This window comes from Pantoea sp. WMus005, from assembly GCF_013415305.1.
Classification (GTDB): domain Bacteria; phylum Pseudomonadota; class Gammaproteobacteria; order Enterobacterales; family Enterobacteriaceae; genus Pantoea; species Pantoea rara.
This window is the reverse complement of sequence record NZ_JACBXU010000004.1, coordinates 205,478-223,604: the sequence shown is the minus strand read 5'-3', so window position 1 is coordinate 223,604 and position 18,127 is coordinate 205,478. Positions and strand designations below refer to the sequence as shown.

Sequence of the window (18,127 nt, the reverse complement as noted above, 5' to 3'; positions counted from 1 at the left end):
GCGCGATAGTAATCATCGCGCTCTGGTCGGCTCTGGCATAAATCCTGCTTAAGAATCATTTCCCTAAATTGAAATTTGCTACGCCAGGGAATTTGCGGCAAAGCAGCTTATCAGGAGAAAGAAATGTCAGAAGAGAGTGTGGTTAATCCGGTAAATATGACGGCGACCAAAGGCAGTTATGTCGCGTTAATTTTTGCCATTCTGTTTTTTTCAGGGCTGTTTTATCACGTTGAGGGGCTTGCATGGCTGGGTGCCTTTGACTTCACCACCCTGGGTGGCCGTTTTGGCACAATGAAAGATCCCGCCAGTAACACCTTTCTGGGCGCAGGCGGACTCAGCGCCAAAGCAGGTTTCCTGTTTGCGCTGTCGCTGACGCCCACGGTAATGCTGGCGCTGGGCGTACTGGAAATCTTCACCCATTACGGCGCCATTCGCGCGGCACACCGGTTGCTGACCCCGCTGCTAAAACCCCTGATGGGGCTGCCTGGCCATTGCGGTCTGGCGTTAATCACCGACCTGCAAAGTACCGATGCGGGCGCGGCATTAACCAAAGAGATGGCTGATCAGAAACAGATCGGTAAAAAAGAGGTGGTGGTGATGAGCGCCTGGCAATATTCGGGTGCCGGATTAATTAATAATTATTTCGCCATTGGTTCAGCGCTGTTCGCTTCAATGACGCTGCCAATTATTATTCCGCTGTTATTAATGTTCGTCCTTAAATTTGTCGGTGCGGCGATAACGCGCGCTGTGTTAAACAGTGTGTATAAGAAGGATTTCACCGATGGAAAATAAGATCACGACCAGCAGTAATCCATTTGATGTGTTTGTGACCGGTGCGCGTAAAGGCTTCCACATCGCCATTCACAACCTGATGCCGAATGTGGTGATGGCCTATGTGCTGGCAGAAGTGCTGAATCTGCTCGGTATCATGCAGTTTCTCGGGCATGTCTTTGCGCCGGTGATGGGACTGTTCGGCCTGCCGGGCGAGGCGATTACCGTGTTGCTCACCGCCTGGCTCTCATCGTCGGCGGGCACCGGCGTAGCGGTAAGCCTGCTGACCAAAGGGCTACTGACTGGCGCGGATATCACTATTCTGGCCCCGGCGATTTTCCTGATGGGATCGCAGCTGCAATATATGGGACGGCTGCTGGGCGTGGCTGATGTGCCCAAAAAATACTGGCCGCTACTGATGCTGGTGAGCATCATTAACGCGCTGATCGCGATGTCTGTTATGCGTCTGTTTATTCAGGAGTAACGCTGTGTCTAAGGTATTAGAGCATTACCACTATCTGCACGAAATTCCGGAGCTGGGTTTTCAGGAGGTGAAAACCTCGGCTTACATCGCAGACCAGCTGGAGAAAGCGGGCCTGAAGGTGACACGTAATATCAATAACACCACCGGCATCGTGGCGGAGATCGACAGTGGGGTGCCGGGGCCGGTGCTGGCGCTGCGTGCGGATATGGATGCGCTGGGCCACATCATTGATGGTGTGCCATGTGCGCGTCACACCTGTGGGCACGACGGTCATTCTTCTGTGGTGCTGACGGCGGCGACAGCGCTGCTTGCGGAGGGCACAGTGAAACGGGGCCGGCTGAAGATCCTGTTCCAGCCCGCCGAGGAGCTGGGTGCCGGGGCGCTCTCAATGATCGAAGGGGGCGCTCTGGACGATGTGGAGATGATTCTGGGCTTCCATCTGCGGCCGCTTGAAGAGTGCGTAGTGGGTCAGGCGGTGCCTGCGGTGCTCTACTCCGCCTGCAGCACGCTGGAAGCGACCATCAAAGGCCAGCCCGCCCATGCGGCGCGTCCGCATCTTGGCGTAAACGCGCTGGATGCCGCCGCGCAAGCGGTCCAGGCGGTTAATGCCATCCATCTTTCGCCTGGCCTCACCTGGAGCGTCAAAGCGACCCGCTTCCTGTGTGATGCCGGTGTCACCAACTCGGTGCCGGATGAAGCCCGCGTGGTGTGGGATCTGCGTTCGCAGGAGAACGGGCCGATGACGCTGCTGAAAGAGCAGGTCACGCGCGCCATTACCCACAGCGTGGCGGCACTGGGTGCCACTGCGGAGGTCCGGGTGCTGAAAGAGATGCCCGCCGCAGAGATTGATGATGAGGCGACGGCGGTGATCCGCGCCGCCATCGTCGAGGTGCTGGGCGAAGAGGGCGCACTGTCGACCCGGACCACGCCAGGCAGCGAGGACTTTTTTTACTATCCGGTTAAGCGTCCGGGTGTGAAAGCGGGCTTCTGGGGGCTGGGCACCAACCTGACGCCAGGACTGCATCATCCCGATATGCATTTTGATCTCAGCTCGCTTGAGATCGGTGTGCAGATCTTCAAAGCCTGCGTCAGAAAGGTGCTGGGATAATGGCGGCGGGGCGGATGCCGATCCGTCCCGCCCTGTTGTGGCATCCACTGTTCCCCGATTTCCTGCCCATGAAATCCTGCCCCCTTCCCTGTAGGCCGCGCGCGCAAAATATTGTATGCTATGCCGCCTTAAAGCTGACCAGGTAACCGGACTTCACGCCAATGTAACTTCGCGCTGACCCGCCAGCGATCACAGATCGTTTTTGGCACCGTTTACCCGCCGGTAAGGTTCTGCCGGCCACCGTGATTTATCAGCAGCGCCAGTACGTTGCGCTGCCTATTGAGAAGAATTCCATGTCTAATCCCTTTTTAGAAGAGGTGGCACGCCGCCGCACCTTCGCGATCATTTCGCACCCGGATGCCGGTAAAACCACCATTACCGAAAAAGTGTTGCTGTTCGGACAGGCTATCCAGACCGCCGGTACGGTAAAAGGCCGTGGCTCTAACCAGCACGCCAAGTCGGACTGGATGGAGATGGAGAAACAGCGTGGTATCTCCATTACGACCTCGGTGATGCAGTTCCCTTATCGTGATAGCCTGGTTAACCTGCTGGATACCCCAGGTCACGAAGACTTCTCGGAAGATACCTACCGTACGCTGACTGCAGTCGACTGCTGTCTGATGGTGATCGATGCCGCGAAAGGCGTCGAGGATCGTACCCGCAAGCTGATGGAAGTGACCCGTCTGCGCGATACGCCGATCCTGACCTTTATGAACAAACTTGACCGTGACATCCGTGACCCGATGGAAGTGCTGGATGAGGTGGAAAGCGAGCTGAAAATCGCCTGCGCTCCTATCACCTGGCCTATCGGCTGCGGCAAGCTGTTCAAAGGGGTTTATCACCTCTACAAAGATGAGACTTACCTCTACCAGACCGGTAAAGGCCATACTATTCAGGATGTCCGCATCGTGAAGGGGCTGGACAACCCGGATCTCGACACCGCAGTGGGTGAAGATCTGGCGGCCCAACTGCGCGAAGAACTGGAGCTGGTGCAGGGCGCATCGCACGAGTTTGAGCAGGAGGCCTTCCTGAGCGGCAAACTGTCGCCTGTCTTCTTCGGTACCGCGCTGGGTAACTTTGGCGTTGATCATATGCTGGATGGCCTGGTTGCGTGGGCGCCACGTCCGATGCCACGTGATACCGACACCCGTACCGTAGAAGCGAAAGAGGAGAAGTTCACCGGCTTTGTGTTTAAGATCCAGGCGAACATGGACCCGAAACACCGCGACCGCGTAGCCTTTATGCGCGTGGTGTCCGGTAAATATGAAAAAGGGATGAAGCTGCGTCAGGTTCGTACCGGCAAAGATGTGGTGATCTCCGACGCGCTGACCTTTATGGCGGGTGACCGTTCGCACGTTGAAGAAGCTTATCCTGGCGATATCATCGGTCTGCATAACCACGGCACCATTCAGATTGGCGACACCTTTACGCAGGGTGAAAACATGAAGTTCACCGGTATTCCGAACTTCGCGCCGGAACTGTTCCGCCGTATTCGTCTGCGCGATCCGCTGAAGCAGAAACAGCTACTGAAAGGGCTGGTTCAGCTGTCGGAAGAGGGGGCTGTGCAGGTGTTCCGTCCGGTGCATAACAACGATCTGATCGTGGGCGCGGTCGGGGTGCTGCAGTTCGATGTGGTGGTCGCACGTCTGAAAAGCGAATATAACGTCGAAGCCATCTACGAAGCGATTAACGTCTCTACCGCACGCTGGGTTGAATGCGACGATGCGAAAAAGTTTGAAGACTTCCAGCGTAAAAATGAAGTTAACCTGGCGCTCGATGGCGGTAATAATTTGGCTTATATCGCGCCGACCATGGTAAATCTGAATATTACGCAGGAACGTTATCCTGACGTCCGTTTCCGCAAAACGCGCGAGCACTAATCCCCTGTTTCCGGGCCATTCCAGCTGGGAATGGCCCTGTTTTCCCCGCTACAGACTCCTCCTAAAAACTTCATATTTCTTCTGTTTTGACGTGTGATCAACCAGTTAGCCAGGCAAATTGCAAAATGCCGTCTATGATTATCCTATCGGACGGCGGAAGAGACTTCTCTTGTCCTTACGTCCTGTAACGCAGAGGCCCTGGTTGCCTCTGTTGCGCCCACAGTTTTTGGGTGAGTTAACTGATAGAAGGAAGATATCGATGAACAAGACTAAGATTGCTAAAACCCTGATGGCCGCCATGATTGGCTCAGCACTGATCAGCGGCAGCGCACTGGCTGACGAATCAATGTCGCAGAAAGCGTCACAGACAGCCGACAGCGCGGGTTCAAAAATCGATAGTTCTATGAAAAAAGTCGATGGTTATATGGATGACAGCGGCATCACTGCCAAAGCCAAAGCGGCACTGGTAGATGACGACGCAATTAAAAGTACGGATATCTCGGTAAAAACGCATAGCGGCGTCGTAACCTTAAGCGGTTTCGTCACCTCACAGGATCAGGCTGAAAAGGCTGTGGCTGTGGTGCAGAAAATCGAAGGTGTTAAATCCGTCAGCGATAAACTACACGTCAGAGACAGCAAATCATCTTCAATGAAAGGTTATGCCGGCGATGCCGCTACGACCAGCGAAATTAAAGCTAAGCTATTAGCAGACGACATTGTTCCGTCGCGCAACGTTAAAGTTGAGACCACCGACGGTGTTGTTCAGCTTTCAGGGCATGTTGCTAATCAGGCACAGTCAGATCGTGCAGAAAGCATCGCTAAAGCCATTGAAGGCGTGAAAAGCGTTAAGAATGACCTGACGGTTAAATCTTAAGCTTATGTGCGGTCACCCAGGTGGCCGCACGAATAAAAGACACCCATCCGGGGATGAAATAACCAGTTCGATTTTAAATTGGGTAAGGAGAGGCTTATGTTTCGTTGGGGCATTATTTTTCTGGTGATCGCACTGATCGCTGCAGCGTTAGGTTTTGGTGGTTTAGCGGGCACAGCAGCATGGGCAGCTAAAGTTGTCTTCGTCGTTGGTATTATCCTGTTCCTCATCAGCCTGTTTACCGGCCGTAAAAAGCTTTAGCCGATGAGTTCTGCAGTCTAATGCAACGTAAAGCATAGAGCGGAGACCAGTCATCTGTAGCGACTGACGTGAAGAGAGGAACACCTTCACATCGCTACAAGGTAAGCCAGCCCAGCTGGCCTGCCGGTTAAAGGATTAGATGACTGGTTCTCCGGAATGCTGCCGTAATAAATGGATTAACCCTCCAGCATACCCGGAACCCCTTTTTGAGGTTCGCACAGTGGGTATACGCATTCCCGTCACACTCGGCGCCATTGAACCTCTGGCCCTGACACCGTTTAAATCTCAGAAAATAGCCCTGGTATGTGAAGGCGGCGGTCAGCGTGGCATTTTCACCGCAGGCGTACTCGACGAATTTCAGCGCGCCCGATTTAACCCTTTTCAGCTGATGCTCGGCACTTCTGCCGGTGCGCAAAATCTCTCTGCCTTTGTCTGTGCTCAGCCCGGCTATGCCCGTCGTGTCATTACCCGCTATACCACCAGTAAACTCTTTTTTGATCCGCTGCGCTTTGTGCGTGGAGGCAATCTGATTGACCTCGACTGGCTGATCGATATCACCCGCAGTGAATTTCCGCTGGCGATGAGCAGTGCGGAACAGCTGTTCTCCAGCGGTCGCGAATTCTATATGTGCGCCTGCCGCAGCGATGACTACACGCCCGGCTACTTCAATCCCAACGCCGATAACTGGCTGGATCTGATTAAAGCCTCCAGTGCCATTCCCGGTTTTTACCGGCTGGGCGTCAATCTGGAAGGGATCAGCTATCACGATGGCGGCATCAGCGATGCGATTCCGGTGCGTGAAGCCGCGCGGCGCGGCGCCGATACCATTGTGGTGATCCGCACCGTGCCGTCGCAGATGTTCTATACCCCGAAATGGTTTAAGCGGATGGAGCGCTGGCTCAGCACCGGCGCGCTGCAGCCGATGATTAACGTGCTGAATAAGCATGAGCAGAGCTATCAGGAAATTCAGCAGTTTATTGAGAATCCACCCGATGATTTGCGCATCATTGAAATCTTCCCGCCGCACGTGCTGGCGAGCAGTGCGCTGGGTAGCAGCATCGCGGCGCTGAATCAGGATTATCATCTGGGACGACGCTGCGGTCGCTATTTCCTCGCCACGCTGGGCCAGTGGCTGAGCGATGCAGAACCCATGATCTCAGCGCGTATCGTTACGCCGCCTGCGCCGGTCGCCAATGCGCCGGATACCCGACTGATCGTCACACCGCCCCTGGCGGACAATGATGCGGATTACGACAAAGGATCGCTGGCATGAAGTTTATCGACACGCACTGTCACTTCGACTTTCCGCCGTTCGAAGGGGATATTGCCGCCAGCCTGGCACGCGCCGCTGAAGCGGGGGTGGAGAAGATTATTATTCCGGCGGTCGATGCCAGCCGCTTTGAGCGGGTCTGCGCGCTGGCCGCGGTGCATCCACCGCTCTATGCCGCGCTGGGCCTGCATCCGATTGCCATCGAACATCATCAGGATGTCCATCTCGATCAGCTGGAAAACTTTCTGCAACAGCGGCCGCGTAAGCTGGTGGCGATCGGCGAGATCGGACTGGATCTCTACCGCGACGATCCGCAGTTTGATAAGCAGCAGCGCTTTCTTGACGCGCAGCTTAAGCTGGCGAAGCGTTATGCGTTGCCGGTGATCCTGCATTCGCGCCGGACCCATGACAAGCTGGCGCAGATTCTGCGTCGTCACGATTTGCCGCGCCGTGGCGTGGTGCACGGTTTCGCTGGCAGCCTGCAACAGGCGCAGGCCTTTATTAAGCTGGGTTATGCGATTGGCATTGGCGGGACCATTACCTATGAACGTGCCAGCAAGACCCGTCAGACCGTGGCACATCTGCCGCTCTCTTCACTGCTGCTGGAAACCGATGCACCCGATATGCCGCTGCAGGGTTTTCAGGGCCAGCCAAACCGTCCGGAGCGGGCACGTCAGGTGTGGGAAGTGCTCTGCAGCCTGCGGGAAGAGTCACCTGAAGACATTGCTGATGCACTGTGGCACAACAGTCAGCAGCTGTTTCAGCTCGATCCCGCTTTCCCGGCGTTGCGTAACTGACTGTCCGTCTTTCGCCTGAACGACACCCCTTGCGCTAAAATGTGATAATAGTAACATTGCTCCGGCTGACGTATAATCACCATCAGGTAGTGTAATCTGCGATTTTAGTCACGTTTTACGTGATGTGATTGCACCATTTTCTTATTTCTATGTGACTGCTGGCACATATCAGGCCGCTTCAGAGTGTTATTATTATAACATTCCGCCGGCAAGCCGGTGGGTTGCACCCCGATTCTTTGGAGAGCCTCATGACCGATATCAAACACCTTGCCCTGCGCGCCCTGAAACTGATGGATTTAACCACCCTGAATGACGACGACACCGACGCAAAAGTGATTGCCCTGTGCCATCAGGCTAAATCCCCGGCAGGCAACACCGCGGCAATCTGTATCTATCCGCGTTTTATTCCCATTGCGCGCAAAACGCTGCGCGAGCAGGGTACCCCGGAGATCCGCATCGCCACGGTGACCAACTTCCCGCACGGCAATGACGACATCGACATTGCACTGGCAGAAACCCGCGCCGCTATCGCTTACGGTGCTGATGAAGTGGATGTAGTGTTCCCGTACCGCGCGCTAATCGCCGGTAACAGTCAGGTCGGTTTCGATCTGGTGAAAGCCTGTAAAGCCGCCTGTGCTGAAGCGGACGTGCTGCTGAAAGTGATCATCGAAACCGGTGAGCTGAAGGAGGACGCGCTGATCCGTCAGGCCTCTGAAATTGCCATTGATGCGGGTGCCGACTTCATCAAAACCTCCACCGGTAAAGTGCCGGTTAACGCCACGCCAGAAGTGGCGCAGATCATGATGAATGTGATCCGTGATAAAGGCGTCAGCAAGGACGTTGGCTTTAAGCCTGCGGGCGGCGTACGCACCGCGGAAGATGCCGCGATCTATCTGCAAATGGCAGAAGATACGCTGGGTGCCGACTGGGCTGATGCGCGCCATTTCCGCTTTGGTGCATCAAGCCTGCTGGCGAGCCTGCTCAACACACTGGGTCATGACAGCGACACCAGCAAAGCGGGTTACTGATTCTTCAGGCGGTCTCTGACCGCCTGTTCTCCATTCTGTTTTCCCTGAACCAGGGGGCTACCTTGTTCCTGCCACAAGAAATTATTCGCAAAAAACGTGACGGCCATGCGCTGACTGAAGAGGAGATTCGCTTCTTCATTAATGGCGTGCGTGATAACACCGTCTCAGAAGGTCAGATTGCCGCGCTGGCGATGACCATCTACTTCCACGACATGACGCTGCCAGAACGGGTCGCGCTGACGATGGCGATGCGTGATTCCGGTACGGTGCTTAACTGGAAATCCCTTAACCTTAACGGGCCAGTGGTGGATAAGCACTCGACCGGCGGCGTCGGCGATGTGACATCGCTGATGTTAGGGCCGATGGTCGCCGCCTGTGGTGGATATGTACCGATGATCTCCGGTCGTGGCCTCGGCCATACCGGCGGCACGCTGGATAAACTGGAAGCGATTCCGGGCTTCGATATCTTCCCCAGCGATGACCGCTTCCGCGAAATCATTAAGCAGGTCGGTGTCGCCATTATCGGCCAGACCAGTTCGCTGGCACCGGCGGATAAGCGTTTCTACGCCACGCGTGACATCACCGCCACCGTCGATTCTATTCCGCTGATCACCGCCTCGATTCTGGCGAAGAAGCTGGCAGAAGGGCTGGATGCGCTGGTGATGGATGTCAAAGTGGGTTCCGGTGCGTTTATGCCCACCTATGAAGCCTCAGAAAGTCTGGCGCAGTCGATTGTGGGCGTCGCTAACGGCGCAGGCTGTCAGACCACCGCGCTGCTGACGGACATGAATCAGGTTCTTGCCTCCTCAGCCGGTAATGCGCTGGAAGTGCGTGAAGCGGTTCGCTTCCTGACCGGTGAACAGCGCAATCCACGCCTGCTGGAAGTGACGCTGGCGCTTTGCAGCGAAATGCTGATCTCCGGCAAACTGGCCGCCAGCGACACCGAAGCGCGTCAGAAGCTGATGACGGTGCTGGATAACGGCAAAGCCGCCGAGGTGTTTGGTCGCATGGTGGCTGCCCAGCAGGGACCGGCTGATTTCGTCGAACGCTACGACACTTATCTGCCCGCGCCAATGCTGAGCAAACCGGTTTATGCCGACAATCCTGGCATCGTCAGCAGCATGGATACCCGTGCGCTGGGTCTGGCTGTCGTGGCAATGGGCGGCGGACGTCAGCGCGCCAGCGACAGCATCGATTACAGCGTCGGCTTCAGTGAGATGATCACCCTGGGCGAACGTGCCGATGCGCAGCGTCCGCTGGCGATGATTCATGCCAGCAGCGAAGACAAATGGCAGCAGGCCGCCGCAGCGGTCAAAGCCGCGCTGGTGCTCGGGGATTCTGCCCCGGCGGAGACGCCGGTTGTTTATCGCCGTGTGAGCGATATCAGCTAACTGAGCAGTAACCGGTGCCAGCTGTGATGCATTCGGGTATACTGATCTGATCGCTTTTTTTTGACTTGTCACGCGCCAATGCGCAGGAGACTTGCATGAAACGTGCTTTTATTATGGTGCTCGATTCCTTTGGAATTGGCTCCAGTAAAGATGCCGACAAATTCGGTGACGTGGGTTCAGATACCTTAGGTCATATTGCCGAAGCCTGTTTTAAAGGTGAAGCAGACAAGGGCCGTAAAGGTCCATTGCATCTGCCTAATCTCACCGCCCTGGGGCTGGGCAAAGCCGCTGAGCTGTCGACGGGTCGCTTCCCACTGGGTCTTGATCCTGAAGCGAAGATCACCGGCGCGTATGCTTACGCCAGCGAGCTTTCGTCAGGTAAAGATACGCCATCAGGCCACTGGGAGATCGCCGGCGTGCCGGTGCTGTTTGACTGGGGCTACTTCAGCGACAAAGAGAACAGCTTCCCGCAGGAACTGCTGGACAAGCTGGTTGAGCGTGCAGACCTGCCGGGCTATCTCGGTAACTGCCATTCGTCAGGTACGGTGATCCTCGACCAGCTGGGCGAAGAGCACATGAAAACCGGCAAGCCGATTTTCTATACCTCTGCGGACTCCGTGTTCCAGATCGCCTGTCACGAAGAGACCTTTGGTCTGGATCGTCTCTATGCACTGTGCGAAATCGCCCGTGAAGAGCTGACTGAAGGTGGCTATAACATTGGTCGCGTCATCGCCCGTCCGTTTGTGGGTGACAAAGCGGGTCAGTTCGAGCGTACCGGTAACCGTCACGACCTGGCGGTCGAGCCGCCATCCGCCACCATGCTGAAAAAGCTGGTGGACGAGAAGGGTGGTCACGTGATTTCCGTGGGTAAAATCGCGGATATCTATGCTGAGCAGGGCATTACCAAAAAGGTCAAAGCGACCGGTCTGGATGCGCTGTTTGATGCGACGATTCAGGAGATGAAAATCGCGCCGGATCAGTCGATTGTGTTCACCAACTTTGTTGATTTCGACTCAACCTGGGGACATCGTCGCGATGTAGCCGGTTATGCGGGCGGGCTGGAGCTGTTTGACCGTCGTCTGCCTGAGCTGATGAAGCTGGTTGGCGAAGATGACATCCTGATCCTGACCGCTGACCACGGCTGTGACCCGACCTGGCAGGGCACTGAACATACACGTGAGCACATTCCGATTCTGATCTACGGACCGAATGTGGAGCCGGGTTCTCTGGGATACCGTGAAACGTTCGCCGATATAGGTCAGACAATTGCACATTACTTTGGCCTGTCCGAGATGGACTATGGCAAGAACATGCTGTAAATCAGCAATTTAATAAGGATTAAACAATGGCAACCCCTCATATTAATGCTGAAATGGGTGATTTCGCAGACGTCGTGCTGATGCCTGGCGATCCACTGCGTGCAAAACACATCGCAGAAACCTTCCTGGAAAACGCGGTTGAAGTGAACAACGTGCGCGGCATGCTGGGCTACACCGGCACTTACAAAGGCCGCAAAGTCTCTGTAATGGGTCACGGCATGGGTATTCCTTCCTGCTCCATCTACACCAAAGAGCTGATCACGGACTTCGGCGTTAAAAAGATCATCCGTGTTGGCTCCTGTGGTGCCGTACGTGCCGACGTAAAACTGCGTGACATCGTGATTGGTATGGGTGCCAGCACCGATTCCAAAGTAAACCGTATGCGTTTCAAAGATCACGACTTCGCTGCGATTGCTGACTTCGACATGGTGCGTAACGCAGTTGATGCAGCGAAAAACCTGGGCGTTGAAGCGCGCGTAGGTAACATCTTCTCTGCCGATCTTTTCTACACGCCGGATCCGCAGATGTTCGACGTTATGGAAAAATATGGCATCCTCGGCGTTGAGATGGAAGCCGCAGGTATCTACGGTGTAGCCGCTGAGTTCGGTGCCAAAGCGCTGACCATCTGCACAGTGTCAGACCACATCCGTACCGGCGAGCAGACCACCGCTGCTGAGCGTCAGACCACCTTCAACGATATGATCACTATTGCGCTGGAGTCTGTCCTGCTGGGTGATTAATCGGCGCGGCGGGTACCTGTTGATGCCTGCTGCCTGATTCGCCTGTTCAGATCCTCCTCTGCCGGAGGATCTGATTTTCCCGCCTCGCCGTCCTGGTAACATTCACATCAAATGACACACTTTTGCTGAGGCTTGTGCATCTTCGCGCTGGCACCGCTGTGATCCCGCTTTATCATAGTGCGCAATAACAGATAAAAATTAATCGCCTGATATGCCTCCTGATGAACTTTCGTAACTTCGACGCTGAAGAGAAGCTGTTTGCCCGTCGTGCCGCAATAGCCTTTGCTCTGGTCTGTATCTGCTTCACTATTCTTGGCGTAAACCTTTATCGTCTGCAGGTGCGCGATCATAGCTACTACCAGACGCGATCCAACCAGAACGACATCAAGATGATCCCCATTGCCCCGACGCGCGGGCTGATATATGACCGCAACGGTATTCCGCTGGTGCGCAACGTCAGCTGGTACGCCATTACGCTGACCCCTTACAAAATCACCGATATGGATGCCACACTGCGGGCGTTGACACCATTAATTAATCTGACGCCCGATGAGATTGATACGTTCCGCCACGCCCTGAAACAGACCAGTCGTTACAAGCCGGTGGTGCTGAAGGAGGAGCTGACTGAAGAGCAGGTCGCGCGCTTTGCGGTGAATCAGTTTCGCTTTACCGGTGCCAGTCTTGAAACCTATCAGGATCGCCAGTATCCCTATGGCGCGGATCTGGCACATGTGATCGGTTATGTATCGAAAATCAACGATAACGACTACAAACGACTGAATGCAGAGGGCATCGCCGAAAACTATGCCGCTGACCATAACATCGGTAAGCAGGGAATTGAGGGCTATTATGAAGCGCTGCTGCACGGCAAGCCGGGTTATCAGGAAGTGGAAGTGGATAACCACGGCCGCATTGTGCGGGTGCTGAAAGAGGTGCCGCCTGTGGCGGGCAAAAACCTGACACTGACGCTTGATCTGCATCTGCAACAATATATTGAGAGTCTGCTGGCAGGACAGCGTGCGGCGCTGCTGGTTGAAGATCCGCACGACGGCTCCGTGCTGGCCATGGTCTCCAGTCCCAGCTACGATCCTAATCCGTTTGTGAAAGGCATCAGCTATCAGGCTTACAAAAAGCTGCTGCAGGATAAAGACCTGCCGCTGATTAACCGCGTCACGCAGGGCCTTTATCCGCCCGCCTCCACGGTGAAACCCTATATGGCGATGTCGGCGCTGCTGACCCATGTGATTACGCCACAAACGCAGTTCTTTGGTGCGCCCACCTGGACGCTGCCAGGCACGGACCGGCGTTATCGGGACTGGAAAAAAACCGGGCACGGCATGCTGGATGTCACCCGTGCGATTGAAGAGTCCGCCGACACCTTCTTCTATCAGGTGGCATTTATGATGGGCATTGACCGGATTCACACCATGCTTAGCCAGTTTGGTTACGGTAAATCGACCGGCATCGACCTCAATGAAGAGTACAACGGCTTACTGCCGAGCCGTGAATGGAAGCAGAAGGTGCATAAAAAGACATGGTATCAGGGCGATACGGTTTCCGTTGGCATCGGGCAGGGCTACTGGGTTGCGACACCGATTCAGATGGTGAAAGCGATGGTGGCGCTGATTAACAATGGTCGGGTCATCGCACCGCATCTGCTGGAGAAAACCCAGCGTGGCACGCGGGTGGAGAATTACCATCCCGGGCAGCGCGAGGCGCAGATTGGCGATCCTCACTCACCCTACTGGTCGCTGGTTCGCCACGCGATGTTTGGCATGGCTAACGCGCCAAACGGCACCGGCTATAAATATTTCCACACGGCACCTTATGGCATCGCCGCGAAGAGTGGGACGTCGCAGGTGTTCAGCCTGCGCCAGAACCAGACCTATAACGCGAAGATGATCCCGGTACGGCTGCGAGACCATATCTTCTACACTGCCTTCGCGCCGTTTAACGACCCGAAAGTGGCGGTGGCGTTAATTCTGGAGAACGGCGGCAATGAAGGGATTACGGCGGCACCCGTGATGCGGGCGATTCTGGACCACATCTTTATTCCGCCGACGCCAGAAGCGCCGGTTCAGGCAACACCGTAAAGAGGGACAACTGCTCCCCCACAGAGCGTCAGATTTTAAGCGTCTTGGTCACATGGCCAATGGCGCGCACGACGTCCGTTGCACCTTCACGGATTTCTGCAATCACGCCGCCCGCTTCCTGGGCCAGTTGTACGCCCTGATCGGCGCGCTTCAGGTTTGATTCAATCCCTTTCAGTGCCCGGCTCGCCAGAAGATGGTTTTGCTGTACCCGATTTTCAATATCGGTAGTGGCGCGGTTGATGTTCGCCGCCAGTGTGCGGACTTCGTTAGCCACCACCGCAAAGCTGCGGCCATGGGTTCCGGCCCGTGCCGCTTCAATAGCCGCATTCAGCGCCAGCAGGTTAGTCTGATCGGCGATCCGACGAATACCTTCCACAATCTCGCCGATACGATCTGAGGATTCACTCAGGCCGGTAATATCACCGGAGATCCCCTGGAGTTCACCCGCCAGGGCATTCATGGTCTGCACGCTGCTGGCGATAACATCGGCACCCAGCTTTGTACTTTGATCCGTTTGCAGTGCGGTATGATAAGCCTGCTGTGCCGCGTCATGCTCCTGCTGATTCTTTTCCACCTGTGCGGTGACATCCGTTGCGAATTTCACGATCTTGTAGAGTCTGCCCTGTTCGTCAAACACCGGATTGTAGGTGGCGCGCAGCCAGACCGTCTCGCCCCGTTTATTCACCCGGGGAAACTGGCCCGAGACAAATTCACCCCGATTCAGCTGCTGCCAGAACGCGCTATATTCGCGGCTGTCGCGCAGCGCCTGCGAGCAGAAATGACTGTGATGAATGCCTTCGACTTCCTCACGACGGTATCCCATCGTTTTCAGGAAGTTGTCATTGGCTTTAAGCACTTCACCTTTAAGGTTAAAGGCGATCACCGCCATTGACCGCTCAATGGCGGTGGTGATGGCGCGCTGTTCATGCGCATCGTTAATATGCTCGGTAATATCGGTGGCCAGTTTGACGATTTTAATCACGCGGCCATGGCGGTTCTGTACCGGCACATAATTGGCTTCAAGCCAGATCGGGCGGCTGTTTTTCGCCATACGCAGAAACTTATCGCTGAAGCTTTCACCCCGGTTGAGTCGCTGCCAGAAATCCTGATACGCCCGCGACTGAAGCTGCTCTGGGGTACAAAACAGGCTGTGGTGCTGGCCTTCGATCTCCGCCAGCGTGTAACCCATGCGCGCCAGAAACAGCGCATTGGCGCTAAGAATGGCGCCATCGGGGGAGAATTCAATCATGGCAATGGAGCCGTTGAGGGAGCTTAGCGTCGCGGCTGAGTGTGAGCGCTTCTGCCAGCTATGGCGCGAAGCGATGCCTGATGTAATGGTGGAAAACATGGCGATCCTTATTATTAGTGTTGGTCTCGCATGCTATATCGGCAAAATCGCGGCACAATGGAGGTTGAGGCTGGCTTCTGATTGAAATTTATCCGGGCAGCCGGGAAATTCAGGTGCCACGTCAAAGACGGTATTTGAGTTGATGGAAAAGCGGTCAGTCGGGTGGGTTTTGGCGAAAAGCGTTTGACGCTGCCGGGCCGCTTTGGTTTAATGCGCCCCGTTGCCCGAATAGCTCAGTCGGTAGAGCAGGGGATTGAAAATCCCCGTGTCCCTGGTTCGATTCCGGGTTCGGGCACCATCTTTAAAGAACCCGCCTCTGGCGGGTTTTTGCGTTCCAGGGCGAACCTGGTTAGCCAGACTCCCCTCTATCCCCGAACATTCCGAATTTCAACGCCTTCTGGCCATATATCCCCCTCAATCCTGTAGCAACACAAATAGATTTCACGTCGAAACCACTTTGCCGTCCCGGCTCTGTGCTGCGTTGCCAGAGCGTCACCGCCTGATATCCTGTCCAGCCTGCAATTGACCGGGGCTAATCGTGTTTTATAAGCCACCCTTTACAGAATCAACCTGACAGGCACAATAGCCCTTTTTCCAGCTCTGTCACGGTCATGTCAGAAGAAACGTTGCGTCTGCAGATACAGAACCTGAAAAAGCATAATGCGCGTCTGAAGCGTATAGCGCATGACGCCCGCACAAAACTCAATGCTGCGCTCGATGGCACCGGATTGTTCCTGTGGCAGCTCGATATTCCCAGCGGCAAACTGGTGATCTTCAACCGGCGCTGGGGGGCGATGCTGGGCTTCCAGCCTAAAGAGACCGACGCCAACTTCGAGTCCTGGAAAGAGAGTCTGCATCCCGATGATGCTGACGAAGTTTTGCAGGCATTCAATGATCACATTGCCGGGAAAGCGCCTTACTACGAAGCGCTTCACCGCATGATTGCCAAAAATGGCAGCATCACGTGGGTGCTGGATCGGGGCCGGGTAAGCGAGTGGAATGCACACGGAGAGCCAGTAAAAGTCATCGGCACGCACATCGACATGACCAAAGAGAAGCAATATGAAGAGCAGCTTGCTCTGCTGGCGCTGCACGATCCTCTTACGCTGCTCAACAATCGCCATGCCCTGCAGACCTATTTCTGTGAACTGAAAGCGCAGGGCCCCCTCTGCGTTGTCTTTATCGACCTGGATAACTTCAAACACGTCAACGACACCCTGGGGCATCGCAGCGGTGATGAAGTGTTAATCCAGTTAAGCCATCGGTTAACTGAACTCGCTCCGGCAGAGGTTATGATTGGCCGGCTCGGCGGCGATGAATTCGTCCTGTTATTGCCGTTTGCGATTGATCATCCTCAGGTCAGACAGCTGGCACACGCCTGTCTTGATGCCGTGCTTACCCCATTTGATATGGCCAACGGCCATGCGCTTATAGGCGCTTCAGTGGGCGTTTCTCAGGCGCAGTTGAAAGATGACTTTGATACCGCTCTGGCACGGGCTGATGAAGCGATGTACCGCATTAAGAAAAACGGCAAGCGCGGTGTTGCTTTTGATTCCAGTTTTTCGGGGCCCCTCTGACTCCGCTGAGTCGGGCATTTGCCTTGCAGGCGAGAGTCACGCGTTATCCCCCCTTCTGGCATAGCACCTGTCTTACGCCATAACTTTTCAGCTCCCCTTTTTGCAGGTGGCCAGGATGTATGCATACTCCTGTAGAAAACCCTTTTTAGTACTAATCCGAAAACCTGATTTTTGCTTTTAGAAAGCGTAAATTCTGCCGCTTCGTCTGGATTCACGTGTCAGTGAGAGATCTGACGTCCCTTTTAGAGAAAACATTCATTAAATCAGCATAATTGATTGTTTATTGATCGATATTGGTTATTTTAATCAGGTGCAATCACTGCATTACGCTTCGCTTATTTTTAACGTAAAAGCAGAATGCCTGATTTTTATTTAGCGCTTCGCTTGGGTAAATTGATCGTTTGTTGATCATCTTCACTACCTGGTATTAGTGAAGTTATCACTATGCCGCTTCGCTTATGTTTTTTTCAATTGGACTTTTTTTGAAAATGATCGATTAATAGGGCGCGGCGACTTCCGGTATAAAGGTTTTTCACGCCGCGACTCTTTTATGAAAAGAAAAGAGCGATGGTTGAAATCCGTTATCAATACGGTTAAGCCTGGTACAAGCAATAAACCAGAACTGTGACGGGTTTTTTATTTATCTCACTTTAACGGTCCGATTTTTTGTCTACATTTATGTTGCTGAATCGGCCTGATGAAGCGTTAAGTGTGCAAGTTCTGATTTTTAAAATTCAAAGAGGACGCATATGACTCAATATCGCGGTGGGGCCGGGAATTTTGCGGCCGATAAAGAGCGTGCTGCTGAAGCAGGACGCAAAGGTGGCCAGAAAAGCGGCGGTAACTTTAAGAACGATCCTGAACGTGCCATTGAAGCGGGGCGCAAGGGAGGTAAGGTTAGCCGCCGGAGCTGAACGTCTTTAACACTGCTGTGACAGCAGGGTTACTCTGTCAGCCGGGCATTTTGACGCTATTTAGTTATTCTGCAATATAATTACGTCCTGAATTATGTCGGTGCTGAATCATTGGCAATGGCCGGACATTTTAATTAAGCCGGAAGGGTTTTCCCTTCCGGTTTTTTATTTCCGATAGATTGAAGTTATACGGTTTAATTCAACTTTGTACAGGTGAGAATTGGCTGGTACTTTTTTATGCGCTTAATCTGATAAAATGTATACAGCGATTTATA

16 protein-coding genes and 1 tRNA gene are annotated in these 18,127 nt (G+C 54.3%); 16 read left to right on the top strand and 1 reads right to left on the bottom strand.

What is annotated here, in order from left to right:
* Positions 1–123: 123 nt before the first annotated feature.
* From HZZ01_RS15900 to mrdA, 13 genes are all read left to right on the top strand, one after another.
* The gene (locus HZZ01_RS15900; RefSeq protein ID WP_179898548.1) at positions 124–792 is read left to right on the top strand and encodes a nucleoside recognition domain-containing protein; all 669 of its coding nucleotides are present in this window, start codon (positions 124–126) and stop codon (positions 790–792) included.
* On the top strand, positions 782–1,255 hold the full coding sequence (locus tag HZZ01_RS15895; protein WP_010248980.1) for a YjiG family protein: 474 nt from the start codon (positions 782–784) through the stop codon (positions 1,253–1,255). The genes HZZ01_RS15900 and HZZ01_RS15895 overlap by 11 nt, the downstream gene beginning before the upstream one ends.
* A 4-nt stretch (positions 1,256–1,259) precedes the next feature.
* Positions 1,260–2,363, top strand: coding sequence for an amidohydrolase (locus HZZ01_RS15890; RefSeq protein WP_179898547.1), 1,104 nt, complete (start codon positions 1,260–1,262; stop codon positions 2,361–2,363).
* Between the two features lie 293 nt (positions 2,364–2,656).
* The gene (gene prfC, locus HZZ01_RS15885; protein ID WP_179898546.1) at positions 2,657–4,243 is read left to right on the top strand and encodes a peptide chain release factor 3; all 1,587 of its coding nucleotides are present in this window, start codon (positions 2,657–2,659) and stop codon (positions 4,241–4,243) included.
* A gap of 259 nt (positions 4,244–4,502) precedes the next feature.
* Positions 4,503–5,117: a molecular chaperone OsmY gene (gene osmY, locus HZZ01_RS15880; RefSeq protein WP_179898545.1), complete on the top strand. Its 615-nt coding sequence runs from the start codon at positions 4,503–4,505 to the stop codon at positions 5,115–5,117.
* A 96-nt stretch (positions 5,118–5,213) separates the two neighbouring features.
* Positions 5,214–5,375 carry a DUF1328 domain-containing protein gene (locus HZZ01_RS15875; RefSeq protein ID WP_003848537.1) on the top strand — a complete coding sequence of 54 codons (162 nt, stop codon included), beginning with the start codon at positions 5,214–5,216 and terminating at the stop codon, positions 5,373–5,375.
* A gap of 220 nt (positions 5,376–5,595) precedes the next feature.
* Positions 5,596–6,648 carry a patatin family protein gene (locus HZZ01_RS15870; protein ID WP_179898544.1) on the top strand — a complete coding sequence of 351 codons (1,053 nt, stop codon included), beginning with the start codon at positions 5,596–5,598 and terminating at the stop codon, positions 6,646–6,648.
* Complete coding sequence (locus HZZ01_RS15865) at positions 6,645–7,442, top strand: TatD family hydrolase (protein WP_179898543.1); 798 nt, start codon at positions 6,645–6,647, stop codon at positions 7,440–7,442. Before HZZ01_RS15870 ends, HZZ01_RS15865 begins: the two co-directional genes overlap by 4 nt.
* Positions 7,443–7,690: 248 nt before the next feature.
* The gene (gene deoC / locus HZZ01_RS15860) at positions 7,691–8,470 is read left to right on the top strand and encodes a deoxyribose-phosphate aldolase (RefSeq protein ID WP_179898542.1); all 780 of its coding nucleotides are present in this window, start codon (positions 7,691–7,693) and stop codon (positions 8,468–8,470) included.
* 62 nt (positions 8,471–8,532) lie between these two features.
* Complete coding sequence (gene deoA / locus HZZ01_RS15855; protein WP_179898541.1) at positions 8,533–9,861, top strand: thymidine phosphorylase; 1,329 nt, start codon at positions 8,533–8,535, stop codon at positions 9,859–9,861.
* A gap of 95 nt (positions 9,862–9,956) precedes the next feature.
* Positions 9,957–11,180, top strand: coding sequence for a phosphopentomutase (gene deoB / locus HZZ01_RS15850; protein WP_179898540.1), 1,224 nt, complete (start codon positions 9,957–9,959; stop codon positions 11,178–11,180).
* 26 nt (positions 11,181–11,206) lie between these two features.
* Entirely contained in the window at positions 11,207–11,920 is a 714-nt protein-coding gene (deoD, locus tag HZZ01_RS15845; protein WP_179898539.1) for a purine-nucleoside phosphorylase, read from the top strand.
* Between the two features lie 221 nt (positions 11,921–12,141).
* Positions 12,142–14,013 (top strand): penicillin-binding protein 2, encoded by a 1,872-nt coding sequence (gene mrdA, locus HZZ01_RS15840; protein ID WP_179898538.1) that lies wholly within the window; start codon positions 12,142–12,144, stop codon positions 14,011–14,013.
* A gap of 28 nt (positions 14,014–14,041) precedes the next feature.
* Here the strand turns inward: mrdA and HZZ01_RS15835 are convergent, their stop codons facing one another.
* On the bottom strand, positions 14,042–15,361 hold the full coding sequence (locus tag HZZ01_RS15835; protein ID WP_179898537.1) for a PAS domain-containing methyl-accepting chemotaxis protein: 1,320 nt from the start codon (positions 15,359–15,361) through the stop codon (positions 14,042–14,044).
* A gap of 222 nt (positions 15,362–15,583) precedes the next feature.
* Between HZZ01_RS15835 and HZZ01_RS15830 the strand changes: the two genes are divergently transcribed.
* From HZZ01_RS15830 to HZZ01_RS15820, 3 genes are all read left to right on the top strand, one after another.
* A tRNA-Phe gene (locus HZZ01_RS15830) sits at positions 15,584–15,659 on the top strand.
* A gap of 313 nt (positions 15,660–15,972) precedes the next feature.
* Positions 15,973–16,938 carry a sensor domain-containing diguanylate cyclase gene (locus tag HZZ01_RS15825; RefSeq protein WP_179898536.1) on the top strand — a complete coding sequence of 322 codons (966 nt, stop codon included), beginning with the start codon at positions 15,973–15,975 and terminating at the stop codon, positions 16,936–16,938.
* 749 nt (positions 16,939–17,687) lie between these two features.
* Positions 17,688–17,852, top strand: coding sequence for a general stress protein (locus tag HZZ01_RS15820; protein ID WP_004571242.1), 165 nt, complete (start codon positions 17,688–17,690; stop codon positions 17,850–17,852).
* Positions 17,853–18,127: the final 275 nt, after the last annotated feature.

What these genes read in the sequence shown, in the direction of transcription:
- HZZ01_RS15900 (WP_179898548.1), top strand. Translation starts at nt 124, where the DNA reads ATGTCAGAAGAGAGTGTGGTTAATCCGGTAAATATGACGGCGACCAAA.
- HZZ01_RS15895 (WP_010248980.1), top strand. Translation starts at nt 782, where the DNA reads ATGGAAAATAAGATCACGACCAGCAGTAATCCATTTGATGTGTTTGTG.
- prfC (WP_179898546.1), top strand. Translation starts at nt 2,657, where the DNA reads ATGTCTAATCCCTTTTTAGAAGAGGTGGCACGCCGCCGCACCTTCGCG.
- osmY (WP_179898545.1), top strand. Translation starts at nt 4,503, where the DNA reads ATGAACAAGACTAAGATTGCTAAAACCCTGATGGCCGCCATGATTGGC.
- HZZ01_RS15875 (WP_003848537.1), top strand. Translation starts at nt 5,214, where the DNA reads ATGTTTCGTTGGGGCATTATTTTTCTGGTGATCGCACTGATCGCTGCA.
- HZZ01_RS15865 (WP_179898543.1), top strand. Translation starts at nt 6,645, where the DNA reads ATGAAGTTTATCGACACGCACTGTCACTTCGACTTTCCGCCGTTCGAA.
- deoC (WP_179898542.1), top strand. Translation starts at nt 7,691, where the DNA reads ATGACCGATATCAAACACCTTGCCCTGCGCGCCCTGAAACTGATGGAT.
- deoB (WP_179898540.1), top strand. Translation starts at nt 9,957, where the DNA reads ATGAAACGTGCTTTTATTATGGTGCTCGATTCCTTTGGAATTGGCTCC.
- deoD (WP_179898539.1), top strand. Translation starts at nt 11,207, where the DNA reads ATGGCAACCCCTCATATTAATGCTGAAATGGGTGATTTCGCAGACGTC.
- mrdA (WP_179898538.1), top strand. Translation starts at nt 12,142, where the DNA reads ATGAACTTTCGTAACTTCGACGCTGAAGAGAAGCTGTTTGCCCGTCGT.
- HZZ01_RS15835 (WP_179898537.1), bottom strand. Translation starts at nt 15,361, where the DNA reads ATGTTTTCCACCATTACATCAGGCATCGCTTCGCGCCATAGCTGGCAG.
- HZZ01_RS15825 (WP_179898536.1), top strand. Translation starts at nt 15,973, where the DNA reads ATGTCAGAAGAAACGTTGCGTCTGCAGATACAGAACCTGAAAAAGCAT.
- HZZ01_RS15820 (WP_004571242.1), top strand. Translation starts at nt 17,688, where the DNA reads ATGACTCAATATCGCGGTGGGGCCGGGAATTTTGCGGCCGATAAAGAG.